The sequence below is a fragment of the Nocardioides solisilvae genome (assembly GCF_003194625.1).
GTDB classification, from domain to species: Bacteria; Actinomycetota; Actinomycetes; order Propionibacteriales; family Nocardioidaceae; genus Nocardioides; species Nocardioides solisilvae.
This window is the reverse complement of sequence record NZ_QHKX01000001.1, coordinates 391,160-406,633: the sequence shown is the minus strand read 5'-3', so window position 1 is coordinate 406,633 and position 15,474 is coordinate 391,160. Positions and strand designations below refer to the sequence as shown.

Sequence of the window (15,474 nt, the reverse complement as noted above, 5' to 3'; positions counted from 1 at the left end):
GGCGGCCGGCGTCGTACCTGGGGAGGACGGCCGCCGTCGGCGCGCCTCGGTAGCCTCGGCGCCATGCTGAGCAGCAAGGACGTCGTCATGGCCGTCGCGAGCGGGGCCACCGTGCTGGTCGACCCCCGGCGCCTCTCCCCGCGGCTGCGCCGCGGCTACCGGGTCGGCCTCACCGCCCTGGCGACCGGGGCGGGCTACCACGCGCTCGGGCAGCAGGACGCGCGGGGCGACGCCGAGGCGCTGCCCCCCGCGGGCCGCGCCGCGGTCGCCGCCGCGATCGGCGGCGTCGTCTACGGGAGCGTCCGCGGCGGCGAGCGGATGGACGCCGCCTCCACCGACTGGCTGACCCGGCGCGGGGTGAAGCACCCCCGCGTGGTGCTGGCCGTGGCCGGCACGGTGCTCACCCTCGGCATGAGCGCCGTGGAGAAGTGGCAGGAGCAGCACGCCGAGCAGCAGGCCGGGCAGCAGGGCGAGACGGCGGAGCCGGAGGTCACGCCTCCGGCGTGAGCACCGCGACGACGGCACAGGCGAGCAGGAACGCCCAGCCGCCGGTGAGCCGGCGCCGCCCGGGCCGCGGCGCGGCGAGCAGGCCCGCCGGCCCCCCGAGCACCAGGTAGGCGATCGACCCGACCGGGACCGTCAGCACGACCAGCCAGCCCCAGGCGGCGCGGGTGGCGCGGTGGGGCGACGGTTGCAGCCGCAGCACAGCGAAGGTCGCCAGCGTCAGCGCCAGCAGCAGCCAGAACGACCACAGCGGGGTCTTCCACGCGAAGAGGGTGCCGTGGCCGCCGCGGAGGTCGGTCTCGACCAGGCGCACGTCGGGGTCGAGGGCGACCAGCCGCTCGCGCAGGCCCGGCTCGACCACCGGGGTCGGGCCACCGGTCCAGGAGCGTTGCTCCCGCCGCGCCTCCGCGGTCGTCCGGCCGGGCGTCGCCTCGAGGGCGCGCGCCTCGCGCAGGCCCCACCCGGACCGCCAGCGCAGGTCGACGAGCGCGTAGCCGTTCGCCCCGGGGTGGTCCAGGCCGCCCGTCGCCTCCAGGGTCCCGACCTCGCCGTCGCGCAGGTCCGCCTCGAGGTCGGCGAGCGTCGCGGGACGCACCGAGACGAGGCTGAGCCAGACCAGCGTCACCACCCAGCACGCGAGCAGGAAGCAGGCGACCCAGCGCAGCCGGCGTCCCCGGACGGCCGCTCCCTGCGGGCGCGGGGAGGTGTCGGCCAGCGCGGCGCTCACGCGCTGACCAGCCCCGTCTCGTAGGCCAGGACGACCAGCTGCACCCTGTCCCTGGAGCCGGTCTTGGCGAGGATCCGGCCGACGTGGGTCTTGACGGTCGTCTCGGCGACCACGAGGGCCGCGGCGATCTCGGGGTTGGTCCGGCCCCGCGCCACGAGCACCAGCACCTCGCGCTCCCGCTCGGTCAGCGCGTCGAGCCGGTCGTCCGCCCCGCTCGGGGCGGCCGGGTCGGGGAGGGCCGCGAAGTGGTCGAGCAGCCGGCGGGTCGTGCTGGGCGCCACGACGGCGTCGCCGGCGTGCACCGCCCGGATCGCGCCGAGCAGGTCGGGCGGGGTGGCGTCCTTGAGGAGGAAGGCCGAGGCGCCGGCGCGGATCGCCGCGAACGCGTACTCGTCGAGGTCGAAGGTGGTCAGCACGATCACCCGCGGCGGGTCGGGCCGCTCCACCAGCCGTCGGGTCGCCTCGACGCCGTCCATCCGCGGCATCCGCACGTCCATCAGCACGACGTCGGCGGCGGTCACGGCGAGCTGCTGCAGGGCGGCCCCGCCGTCGCCGGCGTCGCCGACGACGGTCATGTCGGGCTGGGAGTCGACGAGCATCCGGAAGCCGGCGCGGACCATCTCCTGGTCGTCGACCAGGAAGACCCTGATCGCGCCCGCCGCGTCGTCCTGGCCCCGGCTCACAGCGGGATCCTCGCACGCACGCCGAACCCGCCGCCGGCGGCCGGGCCGACCTCGAGGGTGCCGCCGTGGGCGGCGACGCGCTCCCGCATCCCGACCAGACCGAGCCCCCGGCCGTCGGCGCCCCCGCGGGTGGCGGCGAAGGCGGCCGCGCCCCGCCCGTCGTCGTGCACGTCGACGACGAGCTCGGGGCCGACCCGGACGAGCAGCCGCACCCGCACGCCGGGCCCCGCGTGCTTGCGGACGTTGGTGAGCGCCTCCTGGACCACCCGGTACGCCGTGAGGCCGACGCCGTCGGGCACCTGCGGGACGGGCTCGGGGATCCGCGCCTCCACGTCGGTCCCCACGGCCCGCGCCTCCTCGACGAGGTGGCGGAGGTCGGCGAGCGTCGGCTGCGGCCGGACCCCGGTGTCGGTGGTCCGCAGCAGGCCGAGCATCCGCCGCATCTCCTGCAGCGACTCCCGTCCGGTGGTGCCGATCGTGCCGAGCGCCTCGACGGCGACCGCGGGGTCCTGCGCGGCGGCGTACCGGGCGCCGTCGGCCTGCACGACGATCACCGTGAGCCCGTGGGCGACCACGTCGTGCATCTCGCGGGCGATCCGGGCGCGCTCGTCCTGGGCGGCGAGCTCGACCTCGCGCTGGGCGACCCGCTCGGCCTGCTCGGCGCGGTCGACCAGGGTGGCGACGTGCGCCTCGCGGGTGCGGCCGACCGTGCCGAGCGCCCAGGCGGTGACCACGATCGCCCCGATGGTCATCACGTAGGGGACGACCTGGGTGGCGACGTCGACCTGGTCGACGGCGAAGGCCTGCACCCAGTCGACGCTCGCCACGACGGCCCCCGCGAGGCCGGTGCCGAGGGCGCCGAGGCCCCAGCGGAACGACGCGTGGCGGGCCACCGAGTAGGTGGCGACGGGGAACGCGAGCTGGCTCCACAGCGGCGAGTCGATCACCACGGCCTGCAGCGCGGAGGCGGCCGCGACCGCGACGAAGACCTCGACGGGCCGGGAGCGCCGCCACCAGAGCGGCACGATCTGGGCGAAGCCGAGCACGGTCCACCAGGGGTCGGCCCCGCTGACGAGGATCGCGACCACCGGCAGGAGCAGCCCCACGACCAGCAGCCGGTCGAAGACCCGCCGGCCGCGCGGCCCCAGCTGCCAGGGCACGCCGGCCGCGGCAGGGGTGGGGGCGCTCATGGCGGCCAAGGTAGCCCGCGGCGGGGACGACGCGCGTCCGCCCTGGGGAGGATCTGCGGCCCGAGGATCTGCGCCGGGGGCCGGGAGGGGCCGGAGGTAAGGTCCCACCCATGACCAAGTGGGAGTACTTCACGGCGCCGATCCTCAACCACGCCGCCAAGCAGATCCTGGACAACTTCGGCCACGACGGCTGGGAGCTCGTGCAGCTGATGCCCGGCCCGACCCCGGACAACTACGTCGGCTTCTTCAAGAGGCCGGTGGCCTGATGCACCCCGAGGAGCGGCTCGCCGAGCTCGGCCTGACGGTGCCCGAGGTGGCCAAGCCGGTGGCGGCGTACGTCCCGGCCGTCCGCACCGGCTCGCTGGTGCTGACCTCGGGCCAGCTGCCCGTGCGCTCCGGCGAGCTGCTCGCGAAGGGCAAGGTCGGCGCCGAGGTCACCCCCGAGCAGGCGGTGGAGTGCGCGCAGCAGTGCGTGCTCAACGCGATCGCCGCGGTGAAGGCCGAGATCGACGACCTCTCGCTGGTGAAGCGGGTCGTCAAGGTCGTCGCCTTCGTCGCCTCCACCCCCGACTTCACCGGGCAGCCGCAGGTGGCCAACGGCGCCTCCGAGCTGCTGGGCAAGGTCTTCGGCGACGCCGGGGTCCACGCCCGGTCGGCGGTCGGCGTGGCGGTGCTGCCCCTGGACGCGCCCGTCGAGGTCGAGATCATGGTGGAGGTCTGAGGAGTGCGCCTCCCCCTGCCCGAGCGGCTGGTCGAGCACGCGTTGCGCTACCGCGACGGCGAGGCGACGCCCGTCGAGCCGCGGGACGCCGCGACCGTCGTCCTGCTGCGCGCGGGCGACGGCGAGCCCGACGTCTACCTGCTGCGGCGCCAGGCCACGATGGCCTTCGCCGGCGGCATGTGCGTCTTCCCCGGCGGGGGTGTCGACCCCCGCGACGACGACCCGGCCGTGGCGTGGGCCGGGCCGACGCCGGCGGAGTGGGCCGAGCGGCTCGCCGTCGACGAGGACAAGGCCCGCGCGCTGGTCTGCGCGGCCGTCCGGGAGACCTTCGAGGAGTCGGGCGTCCTGCTGGCCGGCCCGTCGGCCGACACCCTGGTCGACGACACGACGGGCGACGACTGGGAGGCCGACCGGGTCGCCCTGGAGGCGCGCGAGCTCCACTTCAGCGACTTCCTCGTGCGGCGCGGGCTGGTGCTGCGCACCGACCTGCTCGGCGTCTGGTCGGGCTGGCTGACGCCGGAGTTCGAGCCGCGCCGCTACCGCACGTGGTTCTTCGTGGCGCTCCTGCCCGAGGGGCAGGTGACGCGCCACGTCGGTACCGAGGCGTCCTCGGTGCGCTGGGTCGCCGCCTCCGAGGCGGTGCGCCGGGCCGAGGCCGGGGAGATCGGGATGATGCCGCCGACGTGGCTCACCTGCCTGGCGCTCTCCCGGTACGCCGACCCCGCCGCCGTGCTGGAGGCCTCGCGCGGGCGGCGGGTGGAGATGTTCACCCCCGCCCTGCAGCAGGACGGGGAGGAGTGGACGCTGACCACCCACCCCGACTACGTCGACCTGCTCGCCGACCACCAGCGGCGGACCCGATGACCTGGGCAGGCGGCACCTTCGGTGAGCGGGCCCGCTGCGTGCTGGCGCCGAACGCCAACGTGATGACCCTCGACGGCACCAACACCTGGGTGCTGCGCGAGCCCGGGGCCGGGCGCTCGGTCGTGGTCGACCCCGGGCCGTCGGTGCTGAGCCACCTCGACGAGGTGGCGGCGTACGCCGAGCAGGTCGCGGTCGTGCTGCTGACCCACCACCACCTCGACCACAGCGAGGCGGCGCGGGAGTTCGCCGAGCGGATGGGGTGCGGCGTCCGTGCCCTCGACCCCGCCCACCGCCTCGGCTCCGAGGGGCTGGGCGACGGTGACGTGGTCGAGGTCGACGGCCTCGAGGTGCACGTGGTCGCGACGCCGGGCCACACCGCCGACTCCCTCTGCTTCCTGCTGCCGGGCGACCGCGCGCTGCTGACCGGCGACACCGTGCTCGGCCGGGGGACCACCGTGGTGGCCCACCCCGACGGCGAGCTCGGCGCCTACCTCCACTCCCTCGACCGGCTGCACGCGCTGGCCGACGCCCGCGAGGCGCAGACGATCCTGCCCGGCCACGGTCCGGTGATCGAGGACGCGCTCGGCGCGCTCGACTTCTACATCGCCCACCGGCGCGAGCGCCTGGCCCAGGTCGAGGAGGCGCTGCTGGCGCTCGCCGAGCAGCCGACCCTGGCCGGTGCGCTCACCGAGCTCGACCTGGCCCCCGGCAGCGGGGCGACCGTCACCCCGCGCAGCGTGGTCGAGCGGGTCTACGCCGACGTCGACCCCGTGCTCTGGGGGGCCGCCGAGCTCTCCGTGCGGGCCCAGCTCGCCCACCTGGTCGAGCGGGTCGGCTGACCGGTCGGCCCGGCCGTCCTGTCGTCGGGCAGTGCCATGCTCGCGGGCATGGGACAGCGCACGGCACGACACCACGCGCTCGACCACGTCGAGAGGCGCTCGGGGTGACCGTCCGGTAGCGGACGGCGCGGCGTCCGGGCTCCCGGTCGTTTGCGATGATCGACCGGTGAGCACTCGGATCACCGACCCCGCCCTGCTGGCCCGCGTCGTGACGGCCGAGGAGGCTGCCACCCACATCGACCCCGGCGACAACGTCGGGATGAGCGGCTTCACCGGGGCCGGCTACCCCAAGGCGCTGCCGAGCGCGCTGGCCCAGCGGATCCGGGCGGCCCAGGAGCGCGGCGAGGAGTTCCGGATCGGCCTGTGGACCGGCGCCTCGACCGCCCCCGACGCCGACGGCGTGCTCGCCGAGGTCAACGGCATCTCGCAGCGGCTGCCCTACAACTCCGACCCGACGCTGCGCGCGCTGATCAACGCCGGCGAGGTCGACTACGTCGACGCCCACCTGAGCCACTCCGCCCCGCACATGTGGTTCGGCTTCTACGGCCACCTGCACGTCGCGGTGGTCGAGGTGACCGCGGTGCTGCCCGGCGGGATGCTGGTGCCGAGCAGCTCGGTGGGCAACAACAAGACCTGGCTCGACCGCGCCGACAAGGTGATCCTCGAGGTCAACCACTGGCAGCCACGCGAGTTCGAGGGCTTCCACGACATCTACTACAAGACGGCGCTCCCGCCGCACCGGCTGCCGATCCCGCTGGACGACCCGACCGACCGGATCGGGGAGCCCTACCTGCGCGTCGACCCCGACAAGGTCGTGGCCGTGGTCGAGACCCGGGCGCCCGACCGCAACAGCGACTTCTCCCCGCCCGACGCGGTCTCCGAGGCGATCGCCGGGCACGTCGTCGACTTCCTGCGTCACGAGGTGCGGGCCGGCCGGATGCCGGAGCGGCTGCTTCCCCTGCAGTCGGGGGTCGGCAACGTCGCCAACGCGGTGCTCGCCGGCCTCGACGGCAGCGAGTTCACCGACCTGGTCGCCTACACCGAGGTGATCCAGGACGGGATGCTCGACCTGCTCGACAACGGCACCCTGCGGTTCGCCTCTGCCACCTCCTTCGGTCTCTCCAGTGCGGGCGTGCAGCGGTTCATGGAGGGCATCGACCGCTACAAGGGCCGGATCTTGCTGCGCAGCGAGGAGATCTCCAACCACCCCGAGCTGGTCCGACGGCTCGGCGTGATCGCGATGAACGGGATGATCGAGGCCGACATCTACGGCCACGTGAACTCGACCCACGTGATGGGGAGCGCCGTGATGAACGGGATCGGCGGCAGCGGCGACTTCGCCCGCAACGCCTACCTCAACATGTTCGTCTCCCCGTCGACCGCCAAGGGCGGCGCGATCTCCTCGATCGTCCCGATGGCCAGCCACGTCGACCACACCGAGCACGACGTCCACGTGGTGGTGACCGAGCAGGGACTCGCCGACCTGCGCGGGCTCTCCCCGCACGACCGGGCCCGCAAGGTGATCGCGAACTGCGCCCACCCGGCGTACGCCGACCGGCTGACCGACTACCTCGACCGCGCCGTCGCCGCCCGCCCCACCGCCCGGCACACCCCGCACCTGCTCGACGAGGCACTCAGCTGGCACCAGCGCTACCTCGACACCGGCACGATGCTCCCCGCGGGGTGATAGTCCCCCACGTTCTGACCGTCTCCACCGGCGTGTCGACGGTCAGAATGTAGGGGACTATCGGGGGAGGCGGCGGCGGTGCCGGGCGAGGAGCAGGTACGCCGCGGCGGCGCCGGAGACCAGCAGCAGGACCCAGCCCCACGGGAGCCGCTGCCACGGGCCGTCCTCGGGCCAGTCAGGGCGCTCGGTCGCGATCGTGGGGCGGTCGAGCGTCATCAGGTCGGTCGCGACGCTGAGTGAGCCGGGCCCGAAGGCGCTGCTCAGGCGGGTGTCGACGTGGCCGACGACCCGGTAGGTCCAGGACTCCTCGGGCACCGACGGGCTCGACATCACGACCAGCTGGGCGTCGTCGGGGACGACGGTGTCACCGGCGGGCATCACCAGGGCCACGGCGAGGGTGTCGTCGACCCAGCCCAGCGGGTGGATCTCGGCACCCAGGTCGTAGAGGCCGAGGTCCTTCGCCAGCGGCCGCTCGGTGACCTCGCCGGTCCGGCGGTCGAGGAAGCGTGCGGCCTGTGTCGGCTCCGCGGAGCCGAGCAGCGCGGTGGATCCGTCGGGCGAGGCCGCGGCCAGCGCCCCGGCGCCGTCGGCGGCGACGTCGCGGACGAGCGTGCTGACGTCGTCGGCCGGGCCGCCGTCCCACTGCCAGGTGAAGCGGCCCTCCGACTGGGTGACCCCGCCGCGGTGGTCGATGGTCAGGCCGCCCTCGTGCCAGTCGAACGACTCGCTGCCGGCGAGCCCGGGGCCGACCCGGCCGCAGACCACCTGGCTCGAGGAGCCCTGGCCGTCGGCCTCGACCTCCGCGCCGCACCAGGCGAGCCAGCGGCCGTCGGGCGACCAGGCGACCTGGCTGACGAGGTCGGCGACGCCCGGCTCGAAGGCCACGTCGCGGACGTCGCCGGTGGCCAGGTCGACCACCCGCAGCCCGTGCTCCTCGTACTGGGCGGCGAGGCTGTCGTCCGACCCGGTGCCCCAGGCATAGGCGAGGCGCGTGCCGTCGGGGGAGAGCGCCAGCATCCGCGTCGCGCCCGGCACGTGGGCCTCCGGGACCGTGCCCTGCCACCCGGGCAGCTCGAGCGCGTGGTGCCTCCCGTCGGCGCCGACCACGAGCGGGACGGCGCTGCCGGCCCGGTCGAGGCCGGTGACCTCGAGCGCGACGGCACCGGTGCCGATGGCGAGGTCGTGGGTGGCGACGTCGGAGTCCCAGCGTGCCTGCCGCCCGCCGGTCTCGACGAGCTTCGTCGGCGGCAGCACCACGAGCTCGGGCACGCCCCCGGTCGGCTCCCCTGCGGCCGGACCGCCGACGGCCTCGTGCGCCGCGCGGTCCCGGGTGAGCGCCAGACCCGCGCCGCCGAGCGAGCCGACGAGGACGAGGGCGGTGACGGCGGTGACGACCTGGTCGCGCCGGCGGGCCCGGCGGCCGCGGCCCCAGGTGCTGGGGTCGACGTGGACGGACGGGGCGTCGTCGCCGAGACGGTCGAGCGCGTCGCGCAGCTGCGTGGTCATGACGGGTCTCCTGCCCCCACCAGCTCGGCGAGCTCGGGCGCGAGGGCCCGCAACCGGGCCAGCGCCTGGCGGGTCGTGGACTTCACCGTGCCGGCGGAGATGCCGAGCGCGGCGGCGGTCTGGACCTCGGTGAGGTCCTCGTAGAAGCGCAGCACCAGCACGGTGCGATGCTTCGTGGTGAGCCGGCGGAGCGCCTCGTCGAGGGTCAGCCGCAGGGTGGGGTCGGACGGCGCGGCCGGACGGTCGTCGTACGACTCGAGGGACCGCTCGCGGAACCGCCGCTTCCGCCACCAGGAGATGTTCTGGTGGTAGAGCGTGCGGCGGACGTAGGCCTCGGGGTGCCCCTCGATCCGCTCCCAGTGCCGGGCCGCCTGCATGAGCGCGGTCTGGAGGAGGTCCTCGGCGAGGTGGTGGTCACCGGTGAGGAGGTACGCCGTCCGGCCCAGGGCGCGCGACCGCGCGGCCACGAACTCCTGGAACTGCTGCTCGTCGGCGCGCATCGCCCACCCCCTTCACAGCCCTGGACGCGGGCAGGGGCGCCCTCGGGGGTCAGGCGGAGGGAGGAACTTTCAGCGGGCCCGGCGGCCGAGCCGCTCGAGGTCCATGATCACGACGGAGCGGGGCTCGAGGCGGATCCAGCCGCGCGAGGCGAAGTCGGCCAGCGCCTTGTTGACGGTCTCGCGGGAGGCGCCGACCAGCTGGGCGAGCTCCTCCTGGGTGAGGTCGTGGTGCACGTGGACGCCGTCGTCGGCGGTGCGACCGAAGCGGTCGGCCAGGTCGAGCAGCGCCTTGGCCACGCGGCCGGGCACGTCGGAGAAGACCAGGTCGGAGACGACGTCGTTGGACTTGCGCAGCCGGGCCGCGAGCTGGCCGAGCAGGCCGCGGGCGACCATCGGGCGGCCGTCGAGCCACTTGAGCAGGTCGTCGTGGGAGAGGGAGGCGAACGAGGCGTCGGTGACGGCCGTGACCGTCGCCGAGCGCGGGCCGGGGTCGAAGAGCGAGAGCTCGCCGAACATCTGGCCGGGACCCATCACGGCCAGCAGGTTCTCGCGGCCGTCGGCGGCCGAGCGGCCGAGCTTCACCTTGCCCTCGACGACGATGTAGAGCCGGTCGCCGGAGTCGCCCTCGTGGAAGAGCACCTCGCCGCGACGCAGCCGGGTCTCGGCCATCGAGCTGCGCAGGGCGCTGGCGGCCTCGTCGTCCAGGCTGCTGAAGAGCGGTGCCTGGCGCAGCACGTCGTTGTCCACGAGAAGTCCTCCGGATGGGTTGCGGTCGGGCCAGGGGCCGTGCAGCGGGCGGGTTGCTCCGCCGATCCTAGCCGTGGTGGGCGTCACAGGGGGAGAACCGGGTCAACCGGCGCGTGCGGGCCGTCGCCGTCCCGGTGCTGTCGGCGGCCCCCCGTACGCTGGGCGCGTGCCCGCCGCCCGGTCCTCAGCCCCTCCGCCAGTCGCGCCGCCCCGCCCCGACACCACCCTGGTCCGTCGGGCCCGCAAGGTGCACCGGGTGCTGGCCGAGACCTACCCCGACGCCCACTGCGAGCTCGACTTCGACGACGCCTTCCAGCTGCTGGTCGTCACCGTCCTCAGCGCGCAGACCACCGACCGGCGGGTCAACGCGGTGCGACCCACGCTCTTCGCGGCCTACCCCGACGCACGGGCGATGGCGGCCGCTCCGCGGGAGCACCTCGAGCAGATCGTCGGCCCGCTCGGCTTCTTCCGCGCCAAGACCGAGTCGCTGCTCAAGCTGAGCGCGGCCATCGTGGAGCGGTACGACGGCGAGGTGCCGGGCCGCCTGGAGGACCTGGTCACCCTGCCGGGCGTGGGCCGCAAGACGGCCTTCGTGGTGCTCGGCAACGCCTTCGACGTCCCCGGCATCACCGTCGACACCCACTTCGGGCGCCTGGCGCGTCGCTTCGGGTGGACGCAGGAGACCGACCCGGTCAAGGTCGAGCACGCGGTGGCCGCGCTGTTCGACAAGAAGGACTGGACCATGCTCTCCCACCGCGTCATCTGGCACGGCCGCCGCCGCTGCCACGCCAAGAAGCCGGCGTGCGGGGCGTGCCCGGTCGCCCGCTGGTGCCCGTCGTACGGCGAGGGGCCGACCGACCCGGTGGCCGCGGCCGCCCTGGTGCGCACCCAGGGGCCGGCATGAGGCCGCGCACGACCGCGCGGCTGCTCGCCGGGTTGCTGGCCGCCGTCCTGGCCGCCGGCTGCTCGGGCGGCTCGGGCGGCTCCGGCGGCTCCGGCGGCTCGGGCGGCTCGGGGGAGTCCGGCGGCGGCGCGGCAGGAGTCGAGCTGCCCGCCCCGCTGCCCGCCGTCGAGCTCGACTCCTTCGACGGCGGGCCGCCGCTGGACCTCGCCACCCTCGAGGGGCCGGCCGTGGTCAACCTGTGGGCGTCCTGGTGCGGCCCGTGCCGCGAGGAGATGCCGATCCTGCAGGAGTTCTCGGAGAAGTACGCCGGTCGGGTCGACGTCGTCGGCGTCGACTTCCAGGACCCCAAGGTCCAGGAGGCCCGGGACCTGGTGGGGGAGACGGGCGTGACCTACCCGCTCTACACCGACCTCGAGGGCGAGCTCAACGCCGCCGCCCCGTTCCCGCCGCTGCGCGGCCTGCCGTTCCTCGCCTTCGTCGACGCCGACGGCGAGGTCACCGGCCAGCTCTTCGTCGAGGTGCGGAGCCTGGACCACCTCGAGGAGCTCGTCGAGACCCACCTGGGGGCCGTGTGACCCGCGCCCAGGACGCCGACCGCTTCCCCGCGTGGCTGCGCCCGGTCGTCGAGCGCTGCCACGAGGTGACCGCCGACCACCTCACCCGCTTCGTCGTCCCGGAGGGCAGCGACCCGCGGCGCGGGGCCGTCCTCATGGTCTTCGCCGAGACCGCCGACGGCGAGCCCGAGGTGCTGCTGACCGAGCGGGCCCACCACATGCGCAGCCAGCCGGGGCAGGTCTCCTTCCCCGGGGGCCACATCGACCCCGGCGAGACCGTGGTCGAGGCGGCCCTGCGCGAGGCGTGGGAGGAGATCGGGCTGGCCCCCGCCGAGGTCGACGTCTTCGGCGAGCTGCCCGAGCTCTGGCTGCCGCCGGCCAACTTCGCGGTCACGCCCGTGCTGGGCTACTGGCGCGACCGGGGCGAGGTGAGCGTGGTGAGCCCCGACGAGGTGCACGCGATCCACCACGAGCGGATCTCCGAGCTCCTCGATCCCGACAACCGGGTCAACGTCCGCCACCCCTCGGGGTGGGTCGGCCCGGGCTTCCTCATCGGCGAGGAGAAGGAGGTGATCCTGTGGGGGTTCACCGCCGGGATCCTCGCCCGGCTCTTCGACTTCGTCGGATGGGGCACGGAGTGGGACAGGTCCCGGATGCGTGACCTTCCGCCCCACATGCTGCAGGGTGTGCAGACGCGGGCCGACCTGGCGCCCAACACCAACCTGCGGGAGTAAGTCGCGTGAACGTCCTGGACTGGGTGCTCCTGGTCGTCGCGGCCACCTACGCCCTCTCCGGGTACTGGCAGGGCTTCGTCACGGGCGCCAGCGCGACGGCGGGGCTGCTCGCCGGCGGGCTGGCGGGGGTCTGGTTGGCGCCCAAGGCGCTGGGCGACGCGGCCCCCTCCCTCTGGGTCTCGCTGGGCGCCCTCTTCCTCGTGATCCTCAGCGCCTCGTTGGGCCAGGCGGTCATGCAGTACGTCGGGGCGCGAATCCGCGACCGGCTCACCTGGCAGCCGGTGCGTGCCGTCGACGCGGTCGGGGGAGCGCTGCTCAGCGCCGTCGCCGTCCTGCTGGTCGCCTGGGCGCTGGGCGTCGCGATCTCCGGCTCCCGGATCGGCGGCGTCACGCCGCTGGTGCGCAGCTCCGAGGTGCTGGCCCGGGTCGACCGGGCCCTGCCCGACGGGGCCGACCGGCTGCTGGCGGCCTTCAACGACGTCGTCGGCACGACGTTCTTCCCGCGCTACCTCGAGCCCTTCGCGCCGGAGCGGATCGTCGACGTGGAGGCGGGCGACGACCGGATGCTCACCGACCCCGACGTCGTGGCCGCGGCGCCGGCGGTGCTGAAGGTCTACGGCACCAGCTCCTGCGGCCGCGGCATCGAGGGGACCGGGTTCCACTACTCCGCCGGCCGGCTGATGACCAACGCCCACGTGGTCGCGGGGGTGGAGGAGCCCGAGGTGGTGCTGGCGGGCGGGCCGGTGCCGGCGAAGGTCGTCCACTACGACCCCGACCTCGACGTGGCGGTCCTCGCCTTCGCCGCCGACGGGCTGCCGGTGCTGGCGTTCGACCCCGAGGTGGCCGCCAAGGAGCCCGTCGCGGTCCTGGGCTACCCGCAGGACGGGCCCTACGACGTGCAGAGCGGCCGGGTCCGCGCCGAGCAGCGGCTGCGGTCGCCCGACATCTACGGCGAGGGCGCGGTGATCCGCGAGGTCCTCTCGCTGCGCGCCAAGGTACGGCCCGGCAACTCGGGCGGGCCGGTCGTCGACTCCGACGGACGGGTCGTCGGGGTGGTCTTCGCCGCCTCGGTCTCCGACGCCAAGACCGGCTACGCGCTCACCGCCGCCCAGGTCGCCGAGAGCGCCACGCTGGGCGTGCGCGGCAGCGACCCCGTCGAGACCGGCGACTGCAGCGGCTGACCCACCGGCCGAGCGCAGAGTGACTGTCTCGCTCCCACGGACGTCATCACTTGAGGTCGCCGGGGCGACCGGGGCTGATGACGTCCGGTGGGGGCCGGGGGCTCAGCGCTTGAGGGCGGCCTTCGTGGCCTGCGCCTGGTGGATCGCCCGCTCGGGTGCGCGGACCTTGCGGACCGCCCGGTAGCCCAGGAGGCCGAGCACGCCGGCGACCAGCAGGTAGAGCACGGTCACGATGAGGAAGGCCCAGTGCAGCGCCAGGCCGCTGCCGCCCCAGTGGATGAGGTAGACGAGCGTCCACGAGAAGAGGATGAGCGCGAGCAGCCCGACGAACGCGGCAGCCGCGAAGAGCCCGATCCCCGTGCCGCCGGCCTTGACGCTGACCTTGAGCTCGGACTTCGCGAGCTGGATCTCCTTGTTGATCAGGGTGGAGATGTCCCGGGTTGCGTCGCTGACCAGTCGGCCGATGGTCGGATCGGTGTCCTTGACCGGTTCGGTTGCCATGGCGCGACCCTACACAACCCGTGAAGTGGGCCACAGGGGCCGTTGCTAGGCTGAGAGACGGAGTGCCGGGAAGTCTGGTCGGCTCGCCGTCCGACCGGGCGGCGGTTGCCCTGTCCACGACCCCGGAAGGTCCCGCCACGTGAGTTCGAAGAACCCCTCTGACGACCGCCGACACCCCGCCGACGACGAGGTCTGGCAGTCCGGTCCCGTCCTCACGCAGAGCGACCGCCCGCTGGCCCGGCTGGTGGCCCGGCCGCTGCGGGAGTTCCTCCGTGTCGAGGCCGCCGGCTCGATCCTCCTGCTGCTGGCGACCGTCGCGGCGCTCGTGTGGGCCAACTCGCCGTGGGCTTCGTCGTACGACGACCTGTGGCACACCTACCTGACCCTCGACCTCGGCTTCGTCGAGCTGTCGGAGAGCCTGCAGCACTGGGTCAACGACGCCCTCATGGTGATCTTCTTCTTCGTCGTCGGCCTCGAGATCAAGTACGAGCTGGTCAACGGCGACCTGCGCGACCCCAGGTCGGCGGCGCTGCCGATCGTGGCGGCCTTCGGCGGCATGGTCGTCCCCGCCCTGATCTACACCGCGGTGGTGGCTGGCGGCGACGGTGCGTCCGGCTGGGGGATCCCGATGGCGACCGACATCGCCTTCGCGGTCGGCGTCCTCGGAGTCCTCGGCCGGCGGATCCCGTCGGCGGCCCGCCTCTTCCTGCTGACCCTGGCCATCGTCGACGACATCGGCGCCATCGTCGTGATCGCCGTCTTCTACACCGACGACCTGGCCCTGGAGTGGCTCGGCCTCGCGATCGCGCTGCTCCTGCTCATGCTCCTCATGCGCGCGGTGAAGGTCTGGGCGACCTGGGCCTACGTCGTGGTCGGCGTCGTGCTCTGGTTCGCGCTCCTGGAGTCGGGCGTCCACGCGACCCTGGCCGGCGTCGCGGTCGGCCTGATCACCCCTGCGGTGCCCCTGCTCAAGGAGGAGGTCGCCCGCACCTACGCCCAGCAGGCGCTGGCGGACCACAAGCTCGACTCCGAGGAGCTCGTCCGGCTGCGGTTCCTGCTCAACGAGTCGGTGCCGGTGGTGGAGCGGTTGCAGACGACGCTGCACCCCCTCTCGGCGTACTTCGTCCTCCCCGTCTTCGCCCTCGCCAACGCCGGCGTCCACCTCGGCGGCGGCGTCCTCGGCGAGGCGCTGGAGTCGAGCATCGCGCTCGGCATCGTGGCGGGTCTGGTGATCGGCAAGCCGGTGGGGATCCTGCTCTTCAGCTTCCTCGCCGTGAAGGCGGGGCTCGGGCGGCTCCCCGAGCGCACCACCTGGCCGATGGTGGGTGGGCTCGGCATGGTCGCCGGCATCGGGTTCACGGTCAGCCTCTTCATCGCCGGGCTCTCGTTCCCGGGCGCCGAGCTGCTCACCGAGGAGGCCAAGGTCGGCATCCTCGGTGCGTCGGTGATCGCCGCGCTCCTGGGCGTCGTGGCCCTGCTCGCCCTCTCCCCGAAGCCCGAGCAGCACCACGACGACCCGGCCCCGACCCGGCCCCCGACCCGGCCCGCGACAAGTAACGCGCCGTGACGGCCACTACCCACCCTGAAATGACGCAGCGGGAGTCGCCGTCACGGCGCGTTACTCGGGGAGAA

At 74.4% G+C, this 15,474-nt stretch carries 18 protein-coding genes; 11 read left to right on the top strand and 7 right to left on the bottom strand.

Annotation, left to right across the window (positions count from 1 at the left end; all coding sequences use genetic code 11):
- Nucleotides 1–63: 63 nt before the first annotated feature.
- Nucleotides 64–507: a hypothetical protein gene (locus tag DNK53_RS01930; protein WP_110180613.1), complete on the top strand. Its 444-nt coding sequence runs from the start codon at nt 64–66 to the stop codon at nt 505–507.
- On the opposite strand, the gene DNK53_RS01925 is transcribed toward DNK53_RS01930, so the two are convergent.
- From DNK53_RS01925 to DNK53_RS01915, 3 genes are read right to left on the bottom strand one after another with little or no spacing between them, the layout of a single operon-like run.
- Entirely contained in the window at nt 491–1,231 is a 741-nt protein-coding gene (locus tag DNK53_RS01925) for a hypothetical protein (protein ID WP_110180612.1), read from the bottom strand. The genes DNK53_RS01930 and DNK53_RS01925 overlap by 17 nt on opposite strands.
- Nucleotides 1,228–1,914, bottom strand: coding sequence for a response regulator (locus tag DNK53_RS01920; RefSeq protein WP_275425725.1), 687 nt, complete (start codon nt 1,912–1,914; stop codon nt 1,228–1,230). Before DNK53_RS01920 ends, DNK53_RS01925 begins: the two co-directional genes overlap by 4 nt.
- The gene (locus tag DNK53_RS01915) at nt 1,911–3,104 is read right to left on the bottom strand and encodes a sensor histidine kinase (RefSeq protein WP_110180611.1); all 1,194 of its coding nucleotides are present in this window, start codon (nt 3,102–3,104) and stop codon (nt 1,911–1,913) included. Before DNK53_RS01915 ends, DNK53_RS01920 begins: the two co-directional genes overlap by 4 nt.
- A gap of 110 nt (nt 3,105–3,214) precedes the next feature.
- Here DNK53_RS01915 and DNK53_RS17680 point away from each other — a divergent pair, with 110 nt between their 5' ends.
- The 5 genes from DNK53_RS17680 to DNK53_RS01895 all read left to right on the top strand — a co-directional run bounded on the left by DNK53_RS17680 (nt 3,215) and on the right by DNK53_RS01895 (nt 7,215).
- The gene (locus DNK53_RS17680) at nt 3,215–3,370 is read left to right on the top strand and encodes a Sp36 family protein (protein ID WP_204163707.1); all 156 of its coding nucleotides are present in this window, start codon (nt 3,215–3,217) and stop codon (nt 3,368–3,370) included.
- Nucleotides 3,370–3,825 (top strand): RidA family protein, encoded by a 456-nt coding sequence (locus tag DNK53_RS01910; protein ID WP_239456321.1) that lies wholly within the window; start codon nt 3,370–3,372, stop codon nt 3,823–3,825. The genes DNK53_RS17680 and DNK53_RS01910 overlap by 1 nt, the downstream gene beginning before the upstream one ends.
- A 3-nt stretch (nt 3,826–3,828) precedes the next feature.
- Nucleotides 3,829–4,689, top strand: a complete 861-nt coding sequence (locus tag DNK53_RS01905) for an NUDIX hydrolase (protein ID WP_110180610.1) — start codon at nt 3,829–3,831, stop codon at nt 4,687–4,689.
- Nucleotides 4,686–5,528, top strand: coding sequence for an MBL fold metallo-hydrolase (locus DNK53_RS01900; RefSeq protein WP_110180609.1), 843 nt, complete (start codon nt 4,686–4,688; stop codon nt 5,526–5,528). The genes DNK53_RS01905 and DNK53_RS01900 overlap by 4 nt, the downstream gene beginning before the upstream one ends.
- A 166-nt stretch (nt 5,529–5,694) precedes the next feature.
- Nucleotides 5,695–7,215, top strand: a complete 1,521-nt coding sequence (locus DNK53_RS01895) for an acetyl-CoA hydrolase/transferase family protein (RefSeq protein WP_110180608.1) — start codon at nt 5,695–5,697, stop codon at nt 7,213–7,215.
- A gap of 57 nt (nt 7,216–7,272) precedes the next feature.
- Here DNK53_RS01895 and DNK53_RS01890 read toward each other — a convergent pair whose 3' ends face one another.
- The 3 genes from DNK53_RS01890 to DNK53_RS01880 form a co-directional block, all read right to left on the bottom strand.
- Nucleotides 7,273–8,721, bottom strand: a complete 1,449-nt coding sequence (locus DNK53_RS01890; protein ID WP_110180607.1) for a PD40 domain-containing protein — start codon at nt 8,719–8,721, stop codon at nt 7,273–7,275.
- The gene (locus DNK53_RS01885) at nt 8,718–9,221 is read right to left on the bottom strand and encodes a SigE family RNA polymerase sigma factor (protein ID WP_110180606.1); all 504 of its coding nucleotides are present in this window, start codon (nt 9,219–9,221) and stop codon (nt 8,718–8,720) included. Before DNK53_RS01885 ends, DNK53_RS01890 begins: the two co-directional genes overlap by 4 nt.
- Before the next feature lie 69 nt (nt 9,222–9,290).
- Entirely contained in the window at nt 9,291–9,968 is a 678-nt protein-coding gene (locus DNK53_RS01880; RefSeq protein WP_110180605.1) for a Crp/Fnr family transcriptional regulator, read from the bottom strand.
- A gap of 166 nt (nt 9,969–10,134) precedes the next feature.
- Here DNK53_RS01880 and nth point away from each other — a divergent pair, with 166 nt between their 5' ends.
- The 4 genes from nth to DNK53_RS01860 are packed head-to-tail and all read left to right on the top strand — an operon-like array spanning nt 10,135 to nt 13,341.
- Nucleotides 10,135–10,872 (top strand): endonuclease III, encoded by a 738-nt coding sequence (gene nth, locus DNK53_RS01875; protein ID WP_239456320.1) that lies wholly within the window; start codon nt 10,135–10,137, stop codon nt 10,870–10,872.
- Nucleotides 10,869–11,447: a TlpA family protein disulfide reductase gene (locus DNK53_RS01870; RefSeq protein ID WP_110180604.1), complete on the top strand. Its 579-nt coding sequence runs from the start codon at nt 10,869–10,871 to the stop codon at nt 11,445–11,447. The genes nth and DNK53_RS01870 overlap by 4 nt, the downstream gene beginning before the upstream one ends.
- On the top strand, nt 11,444–12,160 hold the full coding sequence (locus DNK53_RS01865; protein WP_110180603.1) for an NUDIX hydrolase: 717 nt from the start codon (nt 11,444–11,446) through the stop codon (nt 12,158–12,160). The genes DNK53_RS01870 and DNK53_RS01865 overlap by 4 nt, the downstream gene beginning before the upstream one ends.
- Nucleotides 12,161–12,165: 5 nt before the next feature.
- On the top strand, nt 12,166–13,341 hold the full coding sequence (locus DNK53_RS01860) for a MarP family serine protease (RefSeq protein WP_110180602.1): 1,176 nt from the start codon (nt 12,166–12,168) through the stop codon (nt 13,339–13,341).
- A gap of 102 nt (nt 13,342–13,443) precedes the next feature.
- On the opposite strand, the gene DNK53_RS01855 is transcribed toward DNK53_RS01860, so the two are convergent.
- On the bottom strand, nt 13,444–13,842 hold the full coding sequence (locus DNK53_RS01855; RefSeq protein WP_110180601.1) for a phage holin family protein: 399 nt from the start codon (nt 13,840–13,842) through the stop codon (nt 13,444–13,446).
- A 139-nt stretch (nt 13,843–13,981) separates the two neighbouring features.
- On the opposite strand from DNK53_RS01855, the gene nhaA reads away from it, so the two are divergent.
- On the top strand, nt 13,982–15,409 hold the full coding sequence (nhaA, locus tag DNK53_RS01850; RefSeq protein ID WP_110180600.1) for a Na+/H+ antiporter NhaA: 1,428 nt from the start codon (nt 13,982–13,984) through the stop codon (nt 15,407–15,409).
- Nucleotides 15,410–15,474 lie beyond the last annotated feature (65 nt).

Coding starts and splice junctions, on each gene's coding strand:
- DNK53_RS01930 (WP_110180613.1), top strand. CDS start 64: ATGCTGAGCAGCAAGGACGTCGTCATGGCCGTCGCGAGCGGGGCCACC.
- DNK53_RS01915 (WP_110180611.1), bottom strand. CDS start 3,104: ATGAGCGCCCCCACCCCTGCCGCGGCCGGCGTGCCCTGGCAGCTGGGG.
- DNK53_RS17680 (WP_204163707.1), top strand. CDS start 3,215: ATGACCAAGTGGGAGTACTTCACGGCGCCGATCCTCAACCACGCCGCC.
- DNK53_RS01910 (WP_239456321.1), top strand. CDS start 3,370: ATGCACCCCGAGGAGCGGCTCGCCGAGCTCGGCCTGACGGTGCCCGAG.
- DNK53_RS01900 (WP_110180609.1), top strand. CDS start 4,686: ATGACCTGGGCAGGCGGCACCTTCGGTGAGCGGGCCCGCTGCGTGCTG.
- DNK53_RS01890 (WP_110180607.1), bottom strand. CDS start 8,721: ATGACCACGCAGCTGCGCGACGCGCTCGACCGTCTCGGCGACGACGCC.
- DNK53_RS01885 (WP_110180606.1), bottom strand. CDS start 9,221: ATGCGCGCCGACGAGCAGCAGTTCCAGGAGTTCGTGGCCGCGCGGTCG.
- DNK53_RS01870 (WP_110180604.1), top strand. CDS start 10,869: ATGAGGCCGCGCACGACCGCGCGGCTGCTCGCCGGGTTGCTGGCCGCC.
- DNK53_RS01855 (WP_110180601.1), bottom strand. CDS start 13,842: ATGGCAACCGAACCGGTCAAGGACACCGATCCGACCATCGGCCGACTG.